Raw genomic sequence first — 17,878 nt, 5'->3', positions numbered from 1 at the left:
CATGGCTGACATTTACCCCAACGTTCTTCTTGTCGAGGGAAAACAAGATCGTTTCGTAATCCCAGAACTAATCGAAGCCAATGGTGTGAATTGGGGAACTCGGACAAGACCGGTTGTTTTTATTCGTGATTATGACGGTTATCAAAATTTAGTCGATCCAGACGTAATCTCGACAGAGCTACAAGCCTCTGGGCTTTCGGCGCTCGGCATTATGATTGATGCTGATGATAATCCTATAGGACGTTGGCAAAGTATTAGAAATGCAAGCTTAACCAGTATTCCTGATATTCCAGACGTCTTACCTGAAGATGGATTACTCCACACTACTTCTAGTGGAATTAAGTTTGGAATTTGGATAATGCCTGATAACAGGATGCGCGGCATGTTGGAAACCTTCTTAACTTATATGATTCCAACAGACAGTGAAACACTCTGGCAGTTTGCCCAGGTAGTAACCAACGAGGCTAAAGGTAAAGGTGCTGTATTTACAGATCCTCATCTCGATAAAGCTAATATCTACACCTGGTTAGCTTGGCAGGATCCTCCAGGGAGACAGCTACATCAAGCAATTATGGAACGCATTTTGCATCCCAATCATCCTAATGCCCAGAGGTTTGTAACCTGGTTCAAAACTTTGTATGGCTTGATTTAAGGGTTTTTATTGCAGAACATTAAAGCATTTTCAATAAAAGGTAATATCTGTGTGTGTCGCGACTGAAAAATTCAGTATAGTTAACCTTTGAACACAGTAAAAACTGGTGCAAGCGGCTAAAAAAGAATACATATACATATATTATCCGTAAAAGTGTTAAATTTTGGGACCTACCCCTTGAAGCTCGTCTAATGTAAGGATTACACTGTCTCCAATTTGTAGAGGAAGCTATGAAGCTGTTCCGAGTTTTACTCACTACAGCCATTATCCTTCTAGTACTTCAGGCTGAAACACCCCTGAGAGTCGTTGCCTTAAGGGCGACTAAAAATTGTTCCGGCTGTCGGTTAAAAGGAGTACGCATTCAGCATGCGGATTTGACTGGTGCGGATTTGAGTAATGCGGATCTCAGATGGGCACAGCTGGATTCCGTCAATCTTAACCACGCAAATTTACAAGGGGCAAATTTGCGCCATGCCCGTCTCTACAATGTGACCACTAAAGGTACAAATTTTTGTGGGGCTGTCTTGATGGATGCAGTCAAAGGCTATTGCAGTCAGCCATAATGCGAAAGACCAAAGCTTTGAGCCCCAGATCATCTATCATTCTGGATCCTGCGGACGCATCACTCGCGAATACATTAACGCCAGACCAAATGCATAGTAATACTTGAGTTGAATTTCAGCTGTACCGATGGGTTCTGCTTGAGCATTAACAACACAGGTGCCGGCAATTCGATCACGTAAGGATTGGCGATCGTCATCAACGCTGGACCATAACAAATCAAACAACAGATTAAACGGGCCAAATGCCCATAATAATAAACGAAAGGTCATGCGAAACATGGAGGGGCGTCCACCACGCAGATTAATGATCCGGGCACCCATCAGCCGATAACCCACCGTGCGAATGCGTGATGATTTGAGAGTCGTTAAGTAAGCCCACACTATACCAAAATAGAGCAACCCCATTGACCCGTTGCGGTTACCAACGATTGGTATCAAAAAAATGGCAAATAACACATATACGATGATCAGCACTGCCAAATCGATAAGCAAAATGGCAATGCGACGCATCATACCAACATAATCATCCGGGGCGAAATAAACACCCATGCCAAGGGAAGTATCGTGGTTATGGGTTGTCATGGTGTGTCGCCTCCCTTAACTAGTGACCCATCTATATAAATTGTCGCCAGTACGTCTCTAACGCTTGCCTGTCTTCATGATTGTGAAATGTATGATCAAGCAAAATAGAGTTAATCTCTTCTGGTGATAAGCCACCCTTGGACAAAGATTCCTGCAAATTCTGCTTCTCAATTGTCTCTTCTCGTTCTACGTTAAATTGAAGAAAATATCCCGTAACCCTCAGTTGAGCAGGGGTAAACAATTGAAATTTTGAAGCGACATAGTTTTCTACATCTATTTGATAGGTCAAATGAAAGATTACCGAGTCAAATGTATTTGACCAGTAGGCAGGATCTTCATTATCAATGTTGCGGAGATACCAAACCATGTAGGCTGGAAGGTAAGGGGCTTGCCAAAAAATAGAATACCCGCAAAACTTAGAAACAGGCCACCCAAAGAATGACCGCTTGTTTTGAGGATCGCTAATGCTAGATGACACCGTAAAAGAGACCATCCGAGATGCGGCTCAAAAACTTACAGGCGCGCGCAAGCGAGCGTTTATGGCAAAGGTTGCTGACGATTACTTTGAGGGGTCTGCTCGCAGAACCGAGCGACACTTAGGTTGGGGTCGTCAGAGTGTTCAATTAGGTCTCCATGAACGTCGTACTGGCATCACCTGTGTTGACAACTATCGAGCCCGAGGTCGTCACCGCAGTGAAGCAAAACTCCCTACCTTAGAAACTGACATCCGGGATCTCGTCGACAAAGACGCGCAAGCCGATCCGAAATTCCAATCGACATTTTACTATGCTCGAGTGAGCGCACGAGCGGTACGCGACGCTTTAATGACGAAGAAAGGGTACCGTGAAGAAGAGCTACCTAATCGTCAAACGATTGGTAATGTCTTAAATCGGATGGGATATCGCTTAAAAAACACAAAAAGTGAAACCCCAGAAGAAAATTCCTGAAACCGACGCTATTTTTGAGCATGTCGCTGACGCCAATCAGGGAGCCGATGCGGATCCCAACACCTTGCGCATCTCAATTGATAGCAAGGCGAAGGTCAAAATTGGCAATCTCTCTCGTGGTGGGAAAGCGCGCGCCTTAGAGGCGCAGAAAGCCGATGACCATGATGACCATTGGGAGGCTGTTTTGGTCCCTTTCGGGATTCTTGATGTTGGCAGCGACCAACTGGCTATTTACTTTGGTCAGTCTGCTGAAACCAGTGATTTTATTGTCGATTGTTTAGAGGCCTGGTGGGATGACTATCAGGAGTACTATCCGGATATCGACATCTTAGCCATTAACCTGGATGGTGGGTCGGCTGTTCGGAGTAACCGAACCCAATTTATCAAGCGGATGGTGCAGTTTGTCGAAACCACGAACCTATCGGTTCATCTCATTTACTACCCGCCCTACCACAGCAAATACAATCCGATTGAGCGCTGTTGGGCTGCGTTAGAAAATTATTGGAATGGAACGATCCTAACCTCGGTTGAAGCGGCACTACAATGGGCATCGAATATGACTTGGAATGGATTTGAACCTATGGTTCACCTGGTAGAGGGCATCTATGAAAAGAACATCACAGTTCCCAAAGATGAGTTGGAGCCTTACGAACAACAGTGGCAACGGTCAGGAGATTTACCCAAATGGGATATCATGATTGTTCCAAGCTGATGGGTAAGTTATTTGTTGGCACATCCCTAATAGTGAAAACCCTTTGAGTCTAGAAAACTCAGAACCGCATCAGAAAATCGAATATCATCTTCTGGAACGTCTTGCCACTGGTCTTCAGTATCCTGTGCTCTAGCCTCAGCTCGCTCTGCCGGGCTACCGTAATCATCGATCACCATCGCCTCATGGAGCGTGACGCCATCTTCACGGGCAACACCATCAAATGCCTCGTTAATTTCTTTAATTAGGGCAAGCTTCTTGTTTTCATACGCTATTTTCTCATCTGGGTTAGAAAAGGAAATACCCATCAGCCTTCAGCCTCTGCTTGCATCTGTTCAGCTACTGCGATCGCAGCATCAAATACTCGCATCAAATTACCACCCCAGATCTTGCGAATATCATCAGGCGTATACCCCCGAGACAATAATTCTTGAGTTTGGCATCAACAATCTTCCCTCCCAAGGTCACCATTACCGCAAGGATAAAGGGGAGCACTCGCTTGAGAAAATCAGATGTCATGACGGTGGTAGATAGCGCTACCAGTATTTTAGTCTGACTTTATCGATGAGAGCGCACCGCGATAAAGACCTGAAAACTTAAGCTCGTCAATGCCATCAGGATTGTTCCAGGTAGCGGCAATGCAGTAATGGTTGCCATCTGCATCTTGCAAATCGGTCGTGAAGTTTTCCACACCAGGTTCAGAACCTCCCTTAAAGGCCACACGCTGCCAGTTAGCTGGGTTGGCAATGCCAGGATTGACCTGCATAGGAGGCAAATCAGCAACGGTTGCGATCGCAATACACAATTCCCGACCGCTCATAAACCATTCCACATCTAAAGCTAAAGGGCCATTGTTAAAAATAGTGACAGCAGGCAGCGGCAGAGCGGCCATGACTCTCAAAATGTCGTATTGTTCTCGCCCAGGGGCCTGACGATAGCGATCCAGCAATCGCTGGTTTTGCGGGTCTTTTAGAATAAACGCTTCTCGCGTAGATAGAAAAGGACGATTGCGTTTGGTCAGCGCCTCCACTGCATCACGGCCCACCAGTGCTAACAAATGGTCTGTTGCCGTATTGTCACTTTCCGAAATCATCATTGTGGCCAAACTCTGGAGAGTCAGAGGTGTGCCTGTTGGCCAATCCTGTAGACGGCCGCTGGGCAAACTACGATAGGCATCCTGCACCTGCAGAATCTCTTCCCAGCTGTGTTCACCCGCATCAATCTGATGCTGTAACGCCTGTAGAATCAATAGCTTAAACGCTGAACCCACTGCCAGCGGCTGGTCAGCATTAACGCTGGCTATATCAGTTTCATTTTTAAGGATCAGCAAACTTGCATCACCAGGTAGCTCAGCAAATGCCGTCTGCAAACTCTCTAAATCTAATGCAGCAATCTGAGGCGGTTCAAACAACAATCCGGTAATCTGGCCCGATGTATTCAGAGCAATACGGGTGGGCACAGTGCCCTTTTCAAACGTCAGAAGATACTGATCCCCTCTGGCCTCAACACTCTGATACTGCCCCAGGGTAGCGGTAATACCCTGCACAACCCGTTCAATTTGGGTCAGAGAAATCTGCGACAAAAAGCTATTAGCAAACCAGCTAGCCTGAATTTCTGAAGACGTAAATAGCCGGGCCAAAGCAGTTTCAGATGAAATTGTTACTGCCAAGGCAACACCATTTGAGCCGGGCAGCATAGGCAAGGTTGTGGGCAAAAGCCAACATAAGAAACTTAGCAGCAAGACAATGAGCCAATGCATAGGGCCTTGTCGGATAGTGATGTTACCCATAGCATTTGATAATTGCTTGCATATAGAGGACAGAATCAGGATTGCTCGCCTTAGGCGAATAACCGCGGTGAATAACCGCTAAAATGAGACCCAGAGTCTTGGCATAACTGTAGTGCAAATTAGTCTTCAAAAAGTTAGTAGTTTCCTTTTGACTACGTTGCTGACATTTAGTTTAGCGGGCTGTCGCACGGCTACCTCAACCGCTCCATCTCAGTCGACTAACACATCAGACTCAGCGGACACTACTTCTGTAGCCTCTACTCCTCAGGAAATAAACGAGACTCCCATACCTGAACCATCTGCTGAAGAGAAAGCTAAGGCGGCCCAGAATCGTCAGATGGGACTAGAGTATCGCAGTCAGGGGCGCTACAAAGAAGCAATCGCAGCCCTGCAGGAGGCTGTGACGTTAGACCCACAGAATCTTTCGGGCCAGGTGATATTGGGGTGGACCCTGCATTTAGATGGACAGGCGGAAAATGCCATCGATGTTTTGCAACGTGCATTGGACCAAGATGATAACCACGTGCCTGCTTTAAATGCATTGGGCATTGTGTACTTGGTGGATGGTCAATTAGATGCTGCCGTAGAAACCCATACCCAAGCGATCGCACTGAAGCCTGACAACGAAATTGGATACTACAACTTAAGTCTGGCTTATCATCGCCTACAGGAGTATGACCAGGCCATTGACCATGCAGAACAAGCAACAGTTTTAGAACCGGGCAACCCCCATCCTTGGGTAGCTTTAGCCCTAGCCCAATGGGACAGCCAAGCAACTGAAGCAGCCCAACAGACCTATCAGCAGGCGGTTGCTTTAGACTCTCAATATCGTGAGTCGTGGTTTTTAGATCATCTACAACAGGCTGGCTTCAGTCCAGAACAAATCCAGAAAACTGAAGCGATCCGACGGGCATCCTGATTTTTAGTAACAATATTTCATCTAGACTTTTCTCTTTCTAGAGGATCAGTTCCACACGAGCATTAGAAGATTTCAGAGGCTGATTTGCATGGGCGATCGCAACCTTCCCCCTTGACGCCATCTTTTAAGCTAGATACTATTTAGGAGTTCTAATTATTAGGAATCCTAAGTAAATAAAGGAGGTCGTTTATGCGACGTTTTATTGGGTTGCTTGTTTTAGCTGTCAGTTTGATTATCTTTACAGGGGTATCCCAGCCCGTTCGAGCAGTTCAGGCAACTGACAAAAACCCAGCTTTGGAGATTCAATTGGCACAGGTGAAATATCTGGACGATCTGGACCTGTTGGTGTTCGAGCAACAGGTGAATGGCATGGTAGGAGCTACATTGCCTCAAGCCGCTGGTCAGTTAGATGGTGCTCCTGTCTTGGGCTATGTTTTTCCAACGACATTGGCCCCTGAAGATGTGGGTTTCAATGCCACTGACGGTATTGTTGCCCTGGCCGTTACCTCACATCCTGATTTTGATGACACACCTCTATGGGATGAAAACAATGATCGTAATTTCGCGAATGACGGAGTTATCTGGCATAGCCATTGGGTTGTGCTAACACCTGATGACCGTGTGTCTGGCGGTTTGTCCGTACTGGAATTTGCCCAAGAAGATGAGAGTGTTGTATTACCGCCAACTAATCCAGGTATGCCCATGTATATGGATTCTCCTGGGTTCTCGGTCATAACCGATCAGAGCACATTGCGAGTATTGGTGCCTGCACAACGGATAAACCATGTCACGGAGTTTAACTTTGACGGTGTTGCTGCCTACATGGAGGTCAACACATCCGATGCTAACCGCCCTCTGCTTGGAGTTTACGAGGTTTATAGTGTGGTTTCAGGGGATTTGAGTTTGCCCTATGTGGTTCAGGCCCGTTGAGACTGTTGTGGGGTGCATTAACACTGCACCCACAGTGTAGATCTTTTGCGATAAATCAAAGGAGGTAACTCTTGTGGCTAAATTTAAAATGACCATTGACCAAGTTCTACAGGGCGATTTTCAGATCAAGGATTTAAATCTTTTGTTAGTCTTTCAGGTCAATTGCCCTGGCTGTTTTATCCATGCCCTACCCCTGGCAGAACACCTACATCATACCTATGGTAATCGTCTCAATGTTTTAGGACTTTCAACCGCATTCGAGGACTTTGATCTAAACACCGCCGACTACACCCAATGTCTGCTGGAAACAGGTGAAGTTGTTGGGGCCACTAGACTATACTTTCAACACCATGGTCAGCGATCCTACACCGTCCCCATTACCTTCCCCGTAGCCTTTGACCAGGTAGGCGACGCGGCTGAGCTGTTTGATGACAACGATGTCGAGCATGTATGTCATCTCACATCCTCATTCCCCCATATGGATGACGCAACCCAAGCCCGTGCCCGCGCTAGGATAAAGCAAGTTCTACAGAGACTATCCCCTACTGCATATACCTTTCATGTTAATCAGCTTCAAGGGACTCCATCTTGGATTCTATTTGATGGAGACTTCACTATCCTGGCACAATGGTTTGGACATAAAGCCGAAACAGAGGTGAGTAAAATCATTAACCATGTGTTAGAGCCTGTCGCGATCATACCACCGTACACTTAATGGATAATCCATTTGACACCATTAATGAACCCATTGGCCAACGGGTTATCACAGGGCTTTCCAAAATTGGTATAGCCCTGCGTAGTCAGTCCTGGCAAGGAGCGGAAGCTCAAGGGTTAACTCCCACCCAAGGGCAGATTTTGGCATTGCTCCAATCTAGCCCAAAAAGGGGAATTCGCCTTTCTGCCATTGCTAAAGGATTGGCTACCAGTGCAGCGACGGCCAGTGATGCGGTCTCATCCTTGGTAAAAAAGGGGTTGGTGTCTCGGGAAAAGGCAACGGATGATCGTCGAGCCATCGCCATTCGGCTGACGCCTAAAGGTCAAGAACAAGCGGAAAAAGCTGCTAGCTGGCCAGATTTCTTATTAAGTGCAGTCACAGAACTCTCTGAAGAAGAGCAAACGATTTTCTTTAGAGGGTTAACTAAAATGATTCAGAAGCTGCAGTCACAGGGAAAGATTCCTCCGTCACGGATGTGTGTGACTTGTGAATATTTTAGGGCCAATGTATATGAGGATGCTGATCGTCCTCATCACTGTATGTTGGTGGATGCGCCGTTTGGTGATCGCGATTTGCGTTTGGATTGTCCTGAGCATCAGGAGAAAGAGGCGGCTATTGTTTGACCATGGAAATATTTCATGTAACGGCTTGGAATAGCTGACCATCAAGGTGGCGAAGATAATCAAAGCCGTAATCGCCATTTTCAAGGGTCTCGATTAAAACAGGTGGAATATTTTGTTCTACTTCTTGGCAGCAAGAGGCTGCACCAAGGGCAATGGTGGCAACTGTGTCTACATCACCTGTAAATGCAATACAAGTTTTGAGAATTTCGCTGAGGGAATCGTGGGCCATGACAGCCGTTAGGGCCGCATGAACACTCATCATACCTTTGGAGCCAACCTTGCCTTGCCAGGGTGTTATCCATGGTCCAGGTACACGTTTATGAATAAACTGTGGCAATTCTGACTTGGGGCCAAGCTGGTAGATAAAGTAATGGGACATTAGACTGGCCGCAACTGCAGCGTTGATGCCATCTGGTGTGTCGTGGGTCAGGGTGGCCTGTAGTTTGCAACGTTCAATCACAGTTTTAACAGTTGGGAAAATGCCAATGGGAACGGCTCGCATGGCGGCTCCACTTTTATCACTATGGGGCCTAATTTTGGCAAGGAATTCATCCCCATCGTTGATTGCTTGCAAAAAACCATAAAAGCCACGGGCATAGCCTTCACGAGGATCACGCTTAAAGGCTGAGACAAAATAATGGGCTAGATTCTCACGAGTCCAGGGTTCACCCGACACAATGGCTTCGGCAATTGCAATACTCATCTGGGCATCGTCGGTATAGTAACCTGGCTGAATCTGATGTCGTGGATGTTGCACATACCCACTGAGATCATTCTGTTCACGGATCATACTGCTGGGGGAATATTCAAACCCAGCACCATAGGCATCACCAATCGCAAGTTCTACCAACATTGGCTATGTGTAAGCCTCAGTAACGATGAAACTCAACCATAGCAAACGTGTATTGCGACTGCCTAGGTAAGGCGCTTGCGCTTAAATAATCACCCCATTAGCCCATCACTCATCCACCCATCGACAACCCCAACCTGGGTCTTTATTTTTGTGCAGTCCCCGAAGCCTGTGGACAACTCTCTCAGCGCAGTGCGCGCAGTGCATCTAAAATTGATGGTCGCACCCCTACATGCCTCACCACTAAACAATATAGCCAAACATTCCACATAGCCATGGAAAAGGCGGTGGCCATGGCGGCTCCAACAATTCCGAAAACATGAATGCCAACTAAATTCAGAATGACATTAACCAGGGCACTGATTGCCATAACAACGGCGGACTGGCTTTGATAGCCGGTCATTGTTAGGATATAGCCCACTGAACCAGCTCCTACATTGACTAACTGGCCTAGGATCAAAATGGTTAATGCGCCCTTGGCAGCCACAAATTCGGGGCCAAATAACTGTAGTACAGGTCCTGCAAAACTGATGAGCCCAATCGATGTGATGAAGGCTGGATAAAACATCCATCGGGCCACAGTAGAGACTAATTGTTGCAGTCTCTCGTGATCGCCCTGGGCATAGAGGGAGGCAATCAATGGTGCTGCGATCGCATTTACAGAGGCCAAAATAAACGGCACCCATAATGCGGTTTTGAGGGCTGCGCCATAAATGCCCACCTGTTTGGCATCTAAAAACACACCGATCATTAATGTGTCTGTTTGGCTGAGCACCATGAATGAACCACCAAACAACATTAAGGGTACAGCCGCTTTCCACCATCGGGAAATCTCATAGGCGGGTTGGGCATGACGGATTTTGGTATCTACACTTTGTTGAAATAACAACCATTGCAACCCCAGGGTTAATAATGCAGAAAGCAAGGAGAGTGCGATCGCAACTGTGCTGGTCAGCCCATACAACCTTTGCCAAATAGCCGCCATGATCATCAGCAATAGTGGCTGCATAACCAGTGACGGCGCATAGGACAATACAATTCTTTGAAACCCACGGATAATCTCTTTTTGGAGACTCACCAGGGCAACGGTCGGAATTGTCCAAATCCCAATAACAACAGGCATGGTATAAGCACCCAAATCACGGTTAGCATTGAGCCACAACAAAATGCCAGTGCCACACAGCGAGGTGAGAATACCAATCAACAATGTCTGTAGCCAGCTGCCCCAGATAATTCCCTTTAAATGGGACCAATCTTCCTGGGCATTGTAGGCTGAAATAAACCGCAGAACTGCCGTTGGCAAGCCAAATCCAGCAATAAAGGCCCAGAAAATACCAATGGCTGTAGCATAGTCATAAATCCCATAGGCGGCTGTGCCCATCCAGCGCGCCAGCAACACTTGAGAGCTATATAAACCCCCCGCACTGATTATCTGCACTGTCAATGCGGCCCCTGCCCCTCGCACTAGTTTGGCGAATACATTTGGTTCCTGCAAGCTGCCTCCGTGGTTAGTCACTAGGCACCATGATAGTCAGAGAAGTCTCGTCACCTGCGCCCATGGGACTGAAGCTACTGTCATTGAGCACGCCAAACTAACCTCTATAAAACAAACAGACATGCACCTGACTGGGAGCAACAGGAAACGGAAGATCCTGTTGCCAAAAGCGATTAGAATTAAGGCCAAGCTGGCAGGATGATTTTAGCTGTGAGAGGCGGTCAGATAACAATGGCTCTAGACCGATTCATCTCCTAAATCAGCAATCGTAAAATATCTTTGATTGTCAGGTTTTATTAACTTATTGCCATAGAGTAATCTTTATAACCTCTATTTTGTAAAATTGAATACATAAATAACTGCGAAGTGGAGAATAAGTATGCTCCTTCCGGCTAGCGCTCCCACATGCCCATTGGTACCCGAACCAGAAGTAGAACCTGCGCCAAGCTGGTATTCTGTTTGTCAGCTTAATTACACCCGCGATACCTGGGTTAAGCTGCTGCAACCACCTAGCTATTTTGCTTATGACAAGGCTAAGTTACTCTGCCAGGCATCAGACGACACTTGGGCTGCTTGGGTCCCTGACCATGGTGAAGTGCTATTGGATAGAAGTCATTTCTATTGCTGATAAACAAGAGTGAACCTCTAAAACCTATATTCCTGCTGACAATCAGCAACTCAAAAGCTTGAGTAGCAGAAGCTTGGCAACTGCAAGAAATGCTTTTGCGGTAATGACCAGGGTAGACGGAGTCCATCCAACGGCATGTCATTTGGTAACAACCCAAGAAACTAAAGAGAAAGTGTTGGAGGAAACAGTATAACCACACCGATTGTTTCTGTACGTAATCTAGTGGCTGATAAAATACCTGCTGCTAAGGGACAGGGAAGGGGGCATGGGGTTACTAATCTAAAGGCACCTATGCCCCATCAGCGCTATTTCAACCTTTAACGCTCATTTGCTTTAGGATCCGGCCCAAACTTGTTAGACCCTGCGGTCCCATCCGTTACAGCAAAGACCAAATTTACAATTGGACACAGAATCCACCACCCACTGCGATCAACATCGTGCATACGACGAATACCGACAGCAATAGATGGAATCAGAACAGCTAAATTATAAATAAAGCTGAGGATACTTTGATCCGTATTACTGAATGCTCCCAGAAAGCCTTCTATAAAGCCTAAACATAAGGCAGCGAGAAAATTGAATAGAACAAACATCCAGTATTCTTTTCGGCGCGCACGTCCTTCAAATACTGCATAGTTCTTTAAAACCTTGATATACCATTCCATAAATGTTTACTCTCTACGTATCTTTCAGTGTCTTAGACCTTGGTTAGACCTTTAATTTGGTCTAATTTTGCCCTAGAGCGTACCCAGCCACTAACCAGTAACATAATTCTTGATTTATGGCTCAACGATACTAGTTAGGATTTATTTCGCATCTGATTAACGTTTATTCTCAATCTACAAAACCGTAGCTTAGGGATAGGCCACCATAAAACACGCATCTACAGAAACCATAGCCTTCCTCAATGCGCTACTAGAACAAATTCGTTCTTTACCTGGTCTCAAAGAGAAAAAGCTCGGTATTTTCTATCGAAAGTCTAGGGCATTTCTCCACTTCCATTCAGAATCATGCACAGACGTTCCATGGAACGTCTGCCAAGCCCTTATACTGCTTCATTCTGCACACCAAACTTCTCAAAACCACTCTTGAGAACCAATTTTGTATCCATCGAGCCTACCTCAATATCCTCTTTCAAGAGTGCAACCAGACAACGCTGACGTAGCACACGTTGAATCTTCAAATGTTTACCAGGCTTAACTTTAGTTTGGGTATAAATTAAACAAATCTCTTCCGAGAATGTTTCTACGCCTTCAATATGAGTTGGCTCTAGGACATCGTCCTCGTCCTGACACAATTCTATTCCCACACGCTCGATAATTTCAAAGGCCTTTTCCGGATCTACCTCGTAGGTGATAGACACCTCTACCGCTGCATTAATCGGATGTTTAGAGTAATTAATAATCGATCCAATATCGCCATTTCTCAGAATCTGAACCTGGCCATCGGGATGCAGAATGCGTGTCGTCCGTAGCTCAATCGATTGAACAGTGCCCTGGGCTTCGGCAGTTTCAATAAAATCACCCACTAAGTAATAGTCTTCAAACAGAATAAAGAAACCGCTGACCACATCCTTCACCAGGTTTTGCGCCCCTAAACCAACGGTTAAACCCACAATCCCGGCACCTGCTAAGATTGGCCCTGGGTCAATATTGAGAGCTTTTAACAAAAATAAAGCCGTGCCAAAGTAAATAATATATCTAAGTGAACTTACAATGAGTGGGGTGATGGTCACCCGTCGCTGATAAATTGCAGTCGATGTTTCCTCAGTGGACAGCAATAATTCTGAGACAAGTAATTGTGCGATATTGGCAGCTAATCGCCCTAAAAAAACTAAGACAATGACCTTCACAGCCATTGTCCCATAGCCTGCTAAGTTAGCAATTAAGTCAATTTGCCTGACTACTAATATACCTACATAGAGCCAGACAACATATTCCAAACAGCGCTTTAAAAAAGGAACAAGATGTTGTAAACGATCGTAAAACCGCAACAGATTACTAGGGCTAGAATACTTTTTACTCAAAGCATCCAAGCTATCAACAACAACACTTACGGATCTAAAAACGATAACGCCAATGGAAATAATCAAATAGATTCGCCAGGTTGCATAGAGATAAGGAGATATCTCTTCGGGTAGATGCAAAAAACGAGCACACCATATCAAGGCCAAAAGCCACATGCCCACACGTAATACGGTACTTAAGGCCTTAAACAAATGTTCAATACTCTCATCATTCGCCGTGATTTGCTCTATCTGCTTAACGTGGCGACTAATCTGAGCTAACCTGTGCTTGAGGGGACGCTGCAAAATACCGACCAGGACCAGCAAACATATACTTTTGGCAACACCTGCTGCTATGCCCAGCCAAACTTCCTGAGGTGTGTTTTGAATCAAAGACAGGGTATACGTATCTGGCTTTTCACCCTGTAGTAGTATCCATCCGTTGAATCCTGCTACTAATAGAACGAGCAAGCAGCCTGAAATCAGAACGATGCCAAATACGTTTTGTCGTAGCGTTTGCAAGCCTGTATCATCCATCTGTAGTGGAGATGCTTGTAAAACCCAACGAGAACTCCAATTAAAAGAAATATATAAAAAACCACAAAGAATAATAATTAAGGCTAGCTCAATGGAAAATAGCACTAACGCAGCCATAATTTAGCGGCCTCTCAAACAGGCAAGTAAACGTACAGATAGGGCGTTTGCCCCATGTTCTAGACATCTTAGGGCATTGCTATACGCACCATACAAAACTTGCTGATTAAGTGGCAATTAGGGACTGCTATTTAATTGAGAATTCAGAATGGCTGCTAGGGGCGCACAACAGTGCGCCCTTCAGATACAGGCAAATGCGATAGGCCAATGCACCATATCCTGCGTAGGGGCGCATTGCAATGCGCCCCTACGTAACAGATTCTAGAAAAGACTATGGTTACTGAGGAGGCAAAATTACCGCATCAACAACGTGAATAATGCCATTGCTGGCTTCAATGTCAGCTGAAACCACGTTAGAGTCATTTACGGTCACTCCAGAACCCACAGAGATATCTAAAGGAATTCCAGCAACAGAATCAACGCTACCCGATGCCAGATCGGTAGACCGCACACTGCCGGGCACCACATGGTACGTCAAAATGGTTGCCAATAGCTCTCTGTTTTCGGGTTGATAGAGACTCTCAATTGTGCCTTGAGGCAAACGGCCAAACGCATCATCAGTAGGGGCAAACACTGTAAACTCTGTTTCACCATTGAGCACACCTACTAGCTTGGCGTGTTTTAGCAACGCAGTCAAAACATCAAAGGAATCATTGGTGGATGCAATGCTAACAATAGTGTTTCCAGTGTGTCCATCTTTGGACTGAGCAGAGGCTGCTTCTTTAGCCTGCACTGGAGACATCGCAAATGTAGCAGCCAATAGACTGGTGAGTACCATTACCTTCTTCATGAATTAATACCTTCCTAACAGGTGTTCATTAGAGGTACGACACCTAACCAAAATTGGATCACTTTTATTTATAAATCAAAAACTAGGTCTCCATTTCATGAGAAACCAGGTTCAAACGCCAATGAAATCGCTATAAGGGAAATAGGCAAATTTAAGCCCCTTACTTCATTACTGAACTTTTTGAGTGCCATAGCTCTATGTCATCCCGACACACCACCATAAATCAGTTGCATCTTCAGCCTAAAGGATCAATAATTTGTCTAGACGTCTACATGAATTTAACGATCAGTTAAAAATTGGTTAAGTTATGGTAAAGACAGCGCTACAACCATCTAGAGCCGTCTGGATGTCAGTCCTAGCTAAAGCGCCCTTGATGCTTTTAGAAGAGTGCGTTGCGACACTTGACGATGTGCCTGGGTATGGATTTTTGCGATCGCCCGAAATTGGTTTGACCATGGTGCGAGGTCGAGCCGAGGGGACTGGGCAACCCTTTAACCTGGGTGAAATGACGCTGACTCGTTGTGTAGTACAGCTGGATGAGCTGACTGGCTTTGGGTATGTAGCGGGTCGTTCCAAACGCCATGCAGAGCTAGCAGCTGTGTGTGATGGGCTGCTACAGCACCCTGGTTGGCATGATCGGGTGCAGGCCCAGGTGATTATCCCTTTGCAAGCGGCAGCCCAGGAAAAACGAGAGCGGGAAGCGGCTGAAGTTGAATCCACCCGTGTCAACTTTTTCACAATGCTGCGGGGGGAAAGCTAATGATGATTACTCAGCTAACCGGATTTACAGATACAGTTTACGACGCCCAGAAAACCTTCCGAGCGTTGTTAGATGCCTTGGCAAGACCCGGTATTCTGCAAACAACTGTTTCCCTGACCACACCTAATGGTCTTGAGCTAAGTTGCGCCGCTGCCTGCCTCACCCTGTTCGATTTAGAAACTGTAGTGTGGCTACAGTCAGGATTTACCGAAGATGTGCGTCAGTGGCTAGTGTTTCATACGGGCTGTCGCTTTACCGACAATCCCCAGGCTGCTGATTTTGCCTTGATTAAGGAAATCGCCACCGCCCCTAAGCTGGCTGAATTCTCCTGGGGCAATGCTGAATATCCAGAAGCGTCTACTTCGTTATTGATCCAACTGCCTGAGTTAACGGGGGGATTACCCATGAAACTCAAAGGGCCAGGGATTTTGGATGAAATTGCGGTGAGTCTGCCTCTGAATTCTGATTTTTGGCAACAGTGGCAAATGATGACGGCAGATTATCCCTTGGGTTTAGACTGCTGGTGTTTTGTCGACGATCGAGTGCTGGGGCTGCCTCGCACAGCTCAACCCACCATAGAATCTCAAGGGGGCATATGACGCTAACAATTCGTCCTGGCAGCCGCGAAGATTTACCTCAAGTTGTGGATATCTATAATCATTCGGGGCTGGAGCATGACGCTGTTTTGACCTTAGCTGATGCCGAGAAATGGTTTTCACGGGTTCAACAGTATCCAAATTACACGCTGTGGGTTGCCTGTTTCTCTGAGAAAGTTGTTGGCACGTTTGCCTTGCTGATTATGGATAATCTGGTTCACCATGGCAGCCCATCTGGCATTGTCGAAGCCGTGGGGGTGGCTCCTGATTTGCAAGGCCAGGGGATTGGTCGGCGGATGATGGACATTGCGATCGCACAGTGTCGTTCTGCCGGATGCTACAAACTCACCATTTCCACTAACCTTCGCAGAACAGCTGCCCAAGCCTTCTACGAATCCTTAGGATTCACCCAACACGGATACAGTTACCGAGTCGAACTTAGTTAACGAAATCTTCAGGAGAAAATCCATGCCCTATGTTGCGGTCAAAGGTGGAGAACAAGCCATTCGCAATGCCGAAGCCTTACTCAAGGCAAAGCGGCGAGGCAATGAGACTGTGCCGGAGCTTTCCGTGGAGCAGATCAAGCAACAGATGCAGCTGGCGGTAAACCGAGTAATGGCCGAAGGCAGTCTGTATGATCCGGACCTGGCGGCATTGGCCATAAAACAAGCTTGGGGAGATTTGGTCGAAGCGGCTTTTTTGCTGCGGGCATATCGAACAACCTTGCCTCGACTGTATTATAGTGAACCGCTGGATACGAGTGCCATGGCGATTCAGCGGCGCATTTCGGCCATCTTTAAGGAGGCCCCGGGGGGGCAGAAGCTAGGCCCCACATTTGACTACATTCATCGACTGTTGGACTTTAAGCTGGCGGCTGAGGATAATACATTTTCTGCACCCACCAGTGAACAGGTTGATGTCAATGAAACGACGCCTCGGGTGGCTCATACGTTGGAGCAGGAGGGATTGGTGATACCTCCTGGCAATGGAACGGTGGGGCATGGGTATGATCAACAGCAAGACACTGCACCGTTTGACATTACGCGACAATCACTCACCACACCCACCCATCGCGATGCTCGTTTGCAGAACTTAGCCCGTGGTGATGAAGGCTTTTTGTTGTCTATGGCCTATTCCACCCAGCGGGGGTATGGCAAAAATCATCCCTTTGCTGGTGAGATTCGCATGGGTGAGGTGGAAATGATCATATGTCCTGAGGAACTAGGATTTGAAATTGCCATTGCCGATATAACAGTCACCGAAGTGCAAATGGTGAATCAGTTTAAGGGCAGTAAAGAAATTCCGCCACAGTTTACCCAAGGGTACGGCCTGACGTTTGGCTACAACGAACGCAAGACCATGGCCATGGCCCTTGTGGATCGAGCGCTTCAGGCTCAGGATTTAGGAGAATCTCTGGATGGTCCAGCCCAGGATGAAGAGTTTGTTCTCTTTCATTCTGACAATATTGAAGCCCAGGGCTTTGTGCAGCACCTTAAGCTGCCCCATTACATCGATTTTCAGGCAGAACTAAATCTGATTCGTAAGCTACGCCGTGATTATGAACGGACCCAGGAGATAACAAACCCACCATCGACTCAGGCTGAGAGTCATCCGCTTGTTTCCCAGGAGGCAAAAACAGCATGATTAAAGGGCTAAACCCTACCATCTTTC

23 protein-coding genes are annotated in these 17,878 nt (G+C 46.5%); 13 read left to right on the top strand and 10 right to left on the bottom strand.

The genetic code is table 11. From position 1 onward, the window contains the following. Window position 1 precedes the first annotated feature (1 nt). Both SPB21_RS30835 and SPB21_RS30830 read left to right on the top strand, forming a co-directional pair. Window positions 2–652, top strand: a complete 651-nt coding sequence (locus tag SPB21_RS30835) for a DUF3226 domain-containing protein (RefSeq protein WP_499868906.1) — start codon at window positions 2–4, stop codon at window positions 650–652. Between the two features lie 230 nt (window positions 653–882). Then, complete coding sequence (locus tag SPB21_RS30830) at window positions 883–1,215, top strand: pentapeptide repeat-containing protein (protein WP_163698057.1); 333 nt, start codon at window positions 883–885, stop codon at window positions 1,213–1,215. 36 nt (window positions 1,216–1,251) lie between these two features. Here SPB21_RS30830 and SPB21_RS30825 read toward each other — a convergent pair whose 3' ends face one another. Continuing rightward, complete coding sequence (locus SPB21_RS30825; RefSeq protein ID WP_163670030.1) at window positions 1,252–1,797, bottom strand: RDD family protein; 546 nt, start codon at window positions 1,795–1,797, stop codon at window positions 1,252–1,254. A gap of 31 nt (window positions 1,798–1,828) precedes the next feature. Further along, entirely contained in the window at window positions 1,829–2,164 is a 336-nt protein-coding gene (locus SPB21_RS30820) for a hypothetical protein (protein WP_499868904.1), read from the bottom strand. Window positions 2,165–2,261: 97 nt separating this feature from the next. Between SPB21_RS30820 and SPB21_RS30815 the strand changes: the two genes are divergently transcribed. Next, window positions 2,262–2,744 (top strand): ISAzo13-like element transposase-related protein, encoded by a 483-nt coding sequence (locus SPB21_RS30815; protein ID WP_499866120.1) that lies wholly within the window; start codon window positions 2,262–2,264, stop codon window positions 2,742–2,744. After that, window positions 2,719–3,456, top strand: a complete 738-nt coding sequence (locus SPB21_RS30810) for an ISAzo13-like element transposase-related protein (protein WP_499868902.1) — start codon at window positions 2,719–2,721, stop codon at window positions 3,454–3,456. Before SPB21_RS30815 ends, SPB21_RS30810 begins: the two co-directional genes overlap by 26 nt. A 26-nt stretch (window positions 3,457–3,482) precedes the next feature. Here the strand turns inward: SPB21_RS30810 and SPB21_RS30805 are convergent, their stop codons facing one another. The 3 genes from SPB21_RS30805 to SPB21_RS30795 form a co-directional block, all read right to left on the bottom strand. Next, window positions 3,483–3,761, bottom strand: coding sequence for a DUF6714 family protein (locus SPB21_RS30805; RefSeq protein ID WP_499868900.1), 279 nt, complete (start codon window positions 3,759–3,761; stop codon window positions 3,483–3,485). Continuing rightward, complete coding sequence (locus SPB21_RS30800) at window positions 3,761–3,877, bottom strand: hypothetical protein (protein WP_499868898.1); 117 nt, start codon at window positions 3,875–3,877, stop codon at window positions 3,761–3,763. The genes SPB21_RS30805 and SPB21_RS30800 overlap by 1 nt, the downstream gene beginning before the upstream one ends. A 123-nt stretch (window positions 3,878–4,000) precedes the next feature. Next, window positions 4,001–5,149 (bottom strand): serine hydrolase, encoded by a 1,149-nt coding sequence (locus tag SPB21_RS30795; protein WP_499868896.1) that lies wholly within the window; start codon window positions 5,147–5,149, stop codon window positions 4,001–4,003. A 241-nt stretch (window positions 5,150–5,390) separates the two neighbouring features. Between SPB21_RS30795 and SPB21_RS30790 the strand changes: the two genes are divergently transcribed. The 4 genes from SPB21_RS30790 to SPB21_RS30775 all read left to right on the top strand — a co-directional run bounded on the left by SPB21_RS30790 (window position 5,391) and on the right by SPB21_RS30775 (window position 8,429). Further along, window positions 5,391–6,161 carry a tetratricopeptide repeat protein gene (locus SPB21_RS30790; RefSeq protein ID WP_499868895.1) on the top strand — a complete coding sequence of 257 codons (771 nt, stop codon included), beginning with the start codon at window positions 5,391–5,393 and terminating at the stop codon, window positions 6,159–6,161. A 189-nt stretch (window positions 6,162–6,350) separates the two neighbouring features. Continuing rightward, a complete protein-coding gene (locus SPB21_RS30785; protein WP_499868894.1) occupies window positions 6,351–7,091 on the top strand; it encodes a hypothetical protein in 741 nt (246 codons plus the stop codon). A 73-nt stretch (window positions 7,092–7,164) separates the two neighbouring features. Next, on the top strand, window positions 7,165–7,806 hold the full coding sequence (locus tag SPB21_RS30780; protein WP_499868892.1) for a hypothetical protein: 642 nt from the start codon (window positions 7,165–7,167) through the stop codon (window positions 7,804–7,806). Beyond that, entirely contained in the window at window positions 7,806–8,429 is a 624-nt protein-coding gene (locus SPB21_RS30775) for a MarR family winged helix-turn-helix transcriptional regulator (protein WP_499868891.1), read from the top strand. The genes SPB21_RS30780 and SPB21_RS30775 overlap by 1 nt, the downstream gene beginning before the upstream one ends. Before the next feature lie 13 nt (window positions 8,430–8,442). Here the strand turns inward: SPB21_RS30775 and SPB21_RS30770 are convergent, their stop codons facing one another. Both SPB21_RS30770 and SPB21_RS30765 read right to left on the bottom strand, forming a co-directional pair. Then, window positions 8,443–9,282: an ADP-ribosylglycohydrolase family protein gene (locus tag SPB21_RS30770; protein ID WP_499868889.1), complete on the bottom strand. Its 840-nt coding sequence runs from the start codon at window positions 9,280–9,282 to the stop codon at window positions 8,443–8,445. 181 nt (window positions 9,283–9,463) lie between these two features. Beyond that, complete coding sequence (locus tag SPB21_RS30765; RefSeq protein WP_499868887.1) at window positions 9,464–10,795, bottom strand: flippase; 1,332 nt, start codon at window positions 10,793–10,795, stop codon at window positions 9,464–9,466. A 358-nt stretch (window positions 10,796–11,153) separates the two neighbouring features. Between SPB21_RS30765 and SPB21_RS30760 the strand changes: the two genes are divergently transcribed. Then, window positions 11,154–11,402, top strand: a complete 249-nt coding sequence (locus SPB21_RS30760; protein ID WP_499868885.1) for a hypothetical protein — start codon at window positions 11,154–11,156, stop codon at window positions 11,400–11,402. 317 nt (window positions 11,403–11,719) lie between these two features. On the opposite strand, the gene SPB21_RS30755 is transcribed toward SPB21_RS30760, so the two are convergent. From SPB21_RS30755 to SPB21_RS30745, 3 genes are all read right to left on the bottom strand, one after another. After that, window positions 11,720–12,067 carry a DUF805 domain-containing protein gene (locus tag SPB21_RS30755; RefSeq protein WP_163670052.1) on the bottom strand — a complete coding sequence of 116 codons (348 nt, stop codon included), beginning with the start codon at window positions 12,065–12,067 and terminating at the stop codon, window positions 11,720–11,722. Between the two features lie 380 nt (window positions 12,068–12,447). After that, window positions 12,448–14,061, bottom strand: coding sequence for a mechanosensitive ion channel family protein (locus tag SPB21_RS30750; RefSeq protein ID WP_499868883.1), 1,614 nt, complete (start codon window positions 14,059–14,061; stop codon window positions 12,448–12,450). 277 nt (window positions 14,062–14,338) lie between these two features. Continuing rightward, on the bottom strand, window positions 14,339–14,851 hold the full coding sequence (locus SPB21_RS30745; RefSeq protein WP_499868881.1) for a fasciclin domain-containing protein: 513 nt from the start codon (window positions 14,849–14,851) through the stop codon (window positions 14,339–14,341). Window positions 14,852–15,158: 307 nt separating this feature from the next. Here SPB21_RS30745 and phnG point away from each other — a divergent pair, with 307 nt between their 5' ends. From phnG to SPB21_RS30725, 4 genes are read left to right on the top strand one after another with little or no spacing between them, the layout of a single operon-like run. After that, complete coding sequence (gene phnG, locus SPB21_RS30740; protein WP_163670057.1) at window positions 15,159–15,611, top strand: phosphonate C-P lyase system protein PhnG; 453 nt, start codon at window positions 15,159–15,161, stop codon at window positions 15,609–15,611. After that, the gene (gene phnH / locus SPB21_RS30735; protein WP_499868879.1) at window positions 15,611–16,210 is read left to right on the top strand and encodes a phosphonate C-P lyase system protein PhnH; all 600 of its coding nucleotides are present in this window, start codon (window positions 15,611–15,613) and stop codon (window positions 16,208–16,210) included. Before phnG ends, phnH begins: the two co-directional genes overlap by 1 nt. Continuing rightward, window positions 16,207–16,653 (top strand): GNAT family N-acetyltransferase, encoded by a 447-nt coding sequence (locus SPB21_RS30730; RefSeq protein WP_499868878.1) that lies wholly within the window; start codon window positions 16,207–16,209, stop codon window positions 16,651–16,653. The genes phnH and SPB21_RS30730 overlap by 4 nt, the downstream gene beginning before the upstream one ends. A 22-nt stretch (window positions 16,654–16,675) precedes the next feature. Then, on the top strand, window positions 16,676–17,851 hold the full coding sequence (locus SPB21_RS30725; RefSeq protein WP_499868876.1) for a carbon-phosphorus lyase complex subunit: 1,176 nt from the start codon (window positions 16,676–16,678) through the stop codon (window positions 17,849–17,851). Window positions 17,852–17,878: the final 27 nt, after the last annotated feature.

The organism is Leptothoe sp. ISB3NOV94-8A, from assembly GCF_043421595.1.
In the GTDB taxonomy this organism is placed as follows: domain Bacteria; phylum Cyanobacteriota; class Cyanobacteriia; order Phormidesmidales; family Phormidesmidaceae; genus Leptothoe; species Leptothoe turfae.
This window is presented reverse-complemented; position numbering and strand designations above follow the sequence as displayed.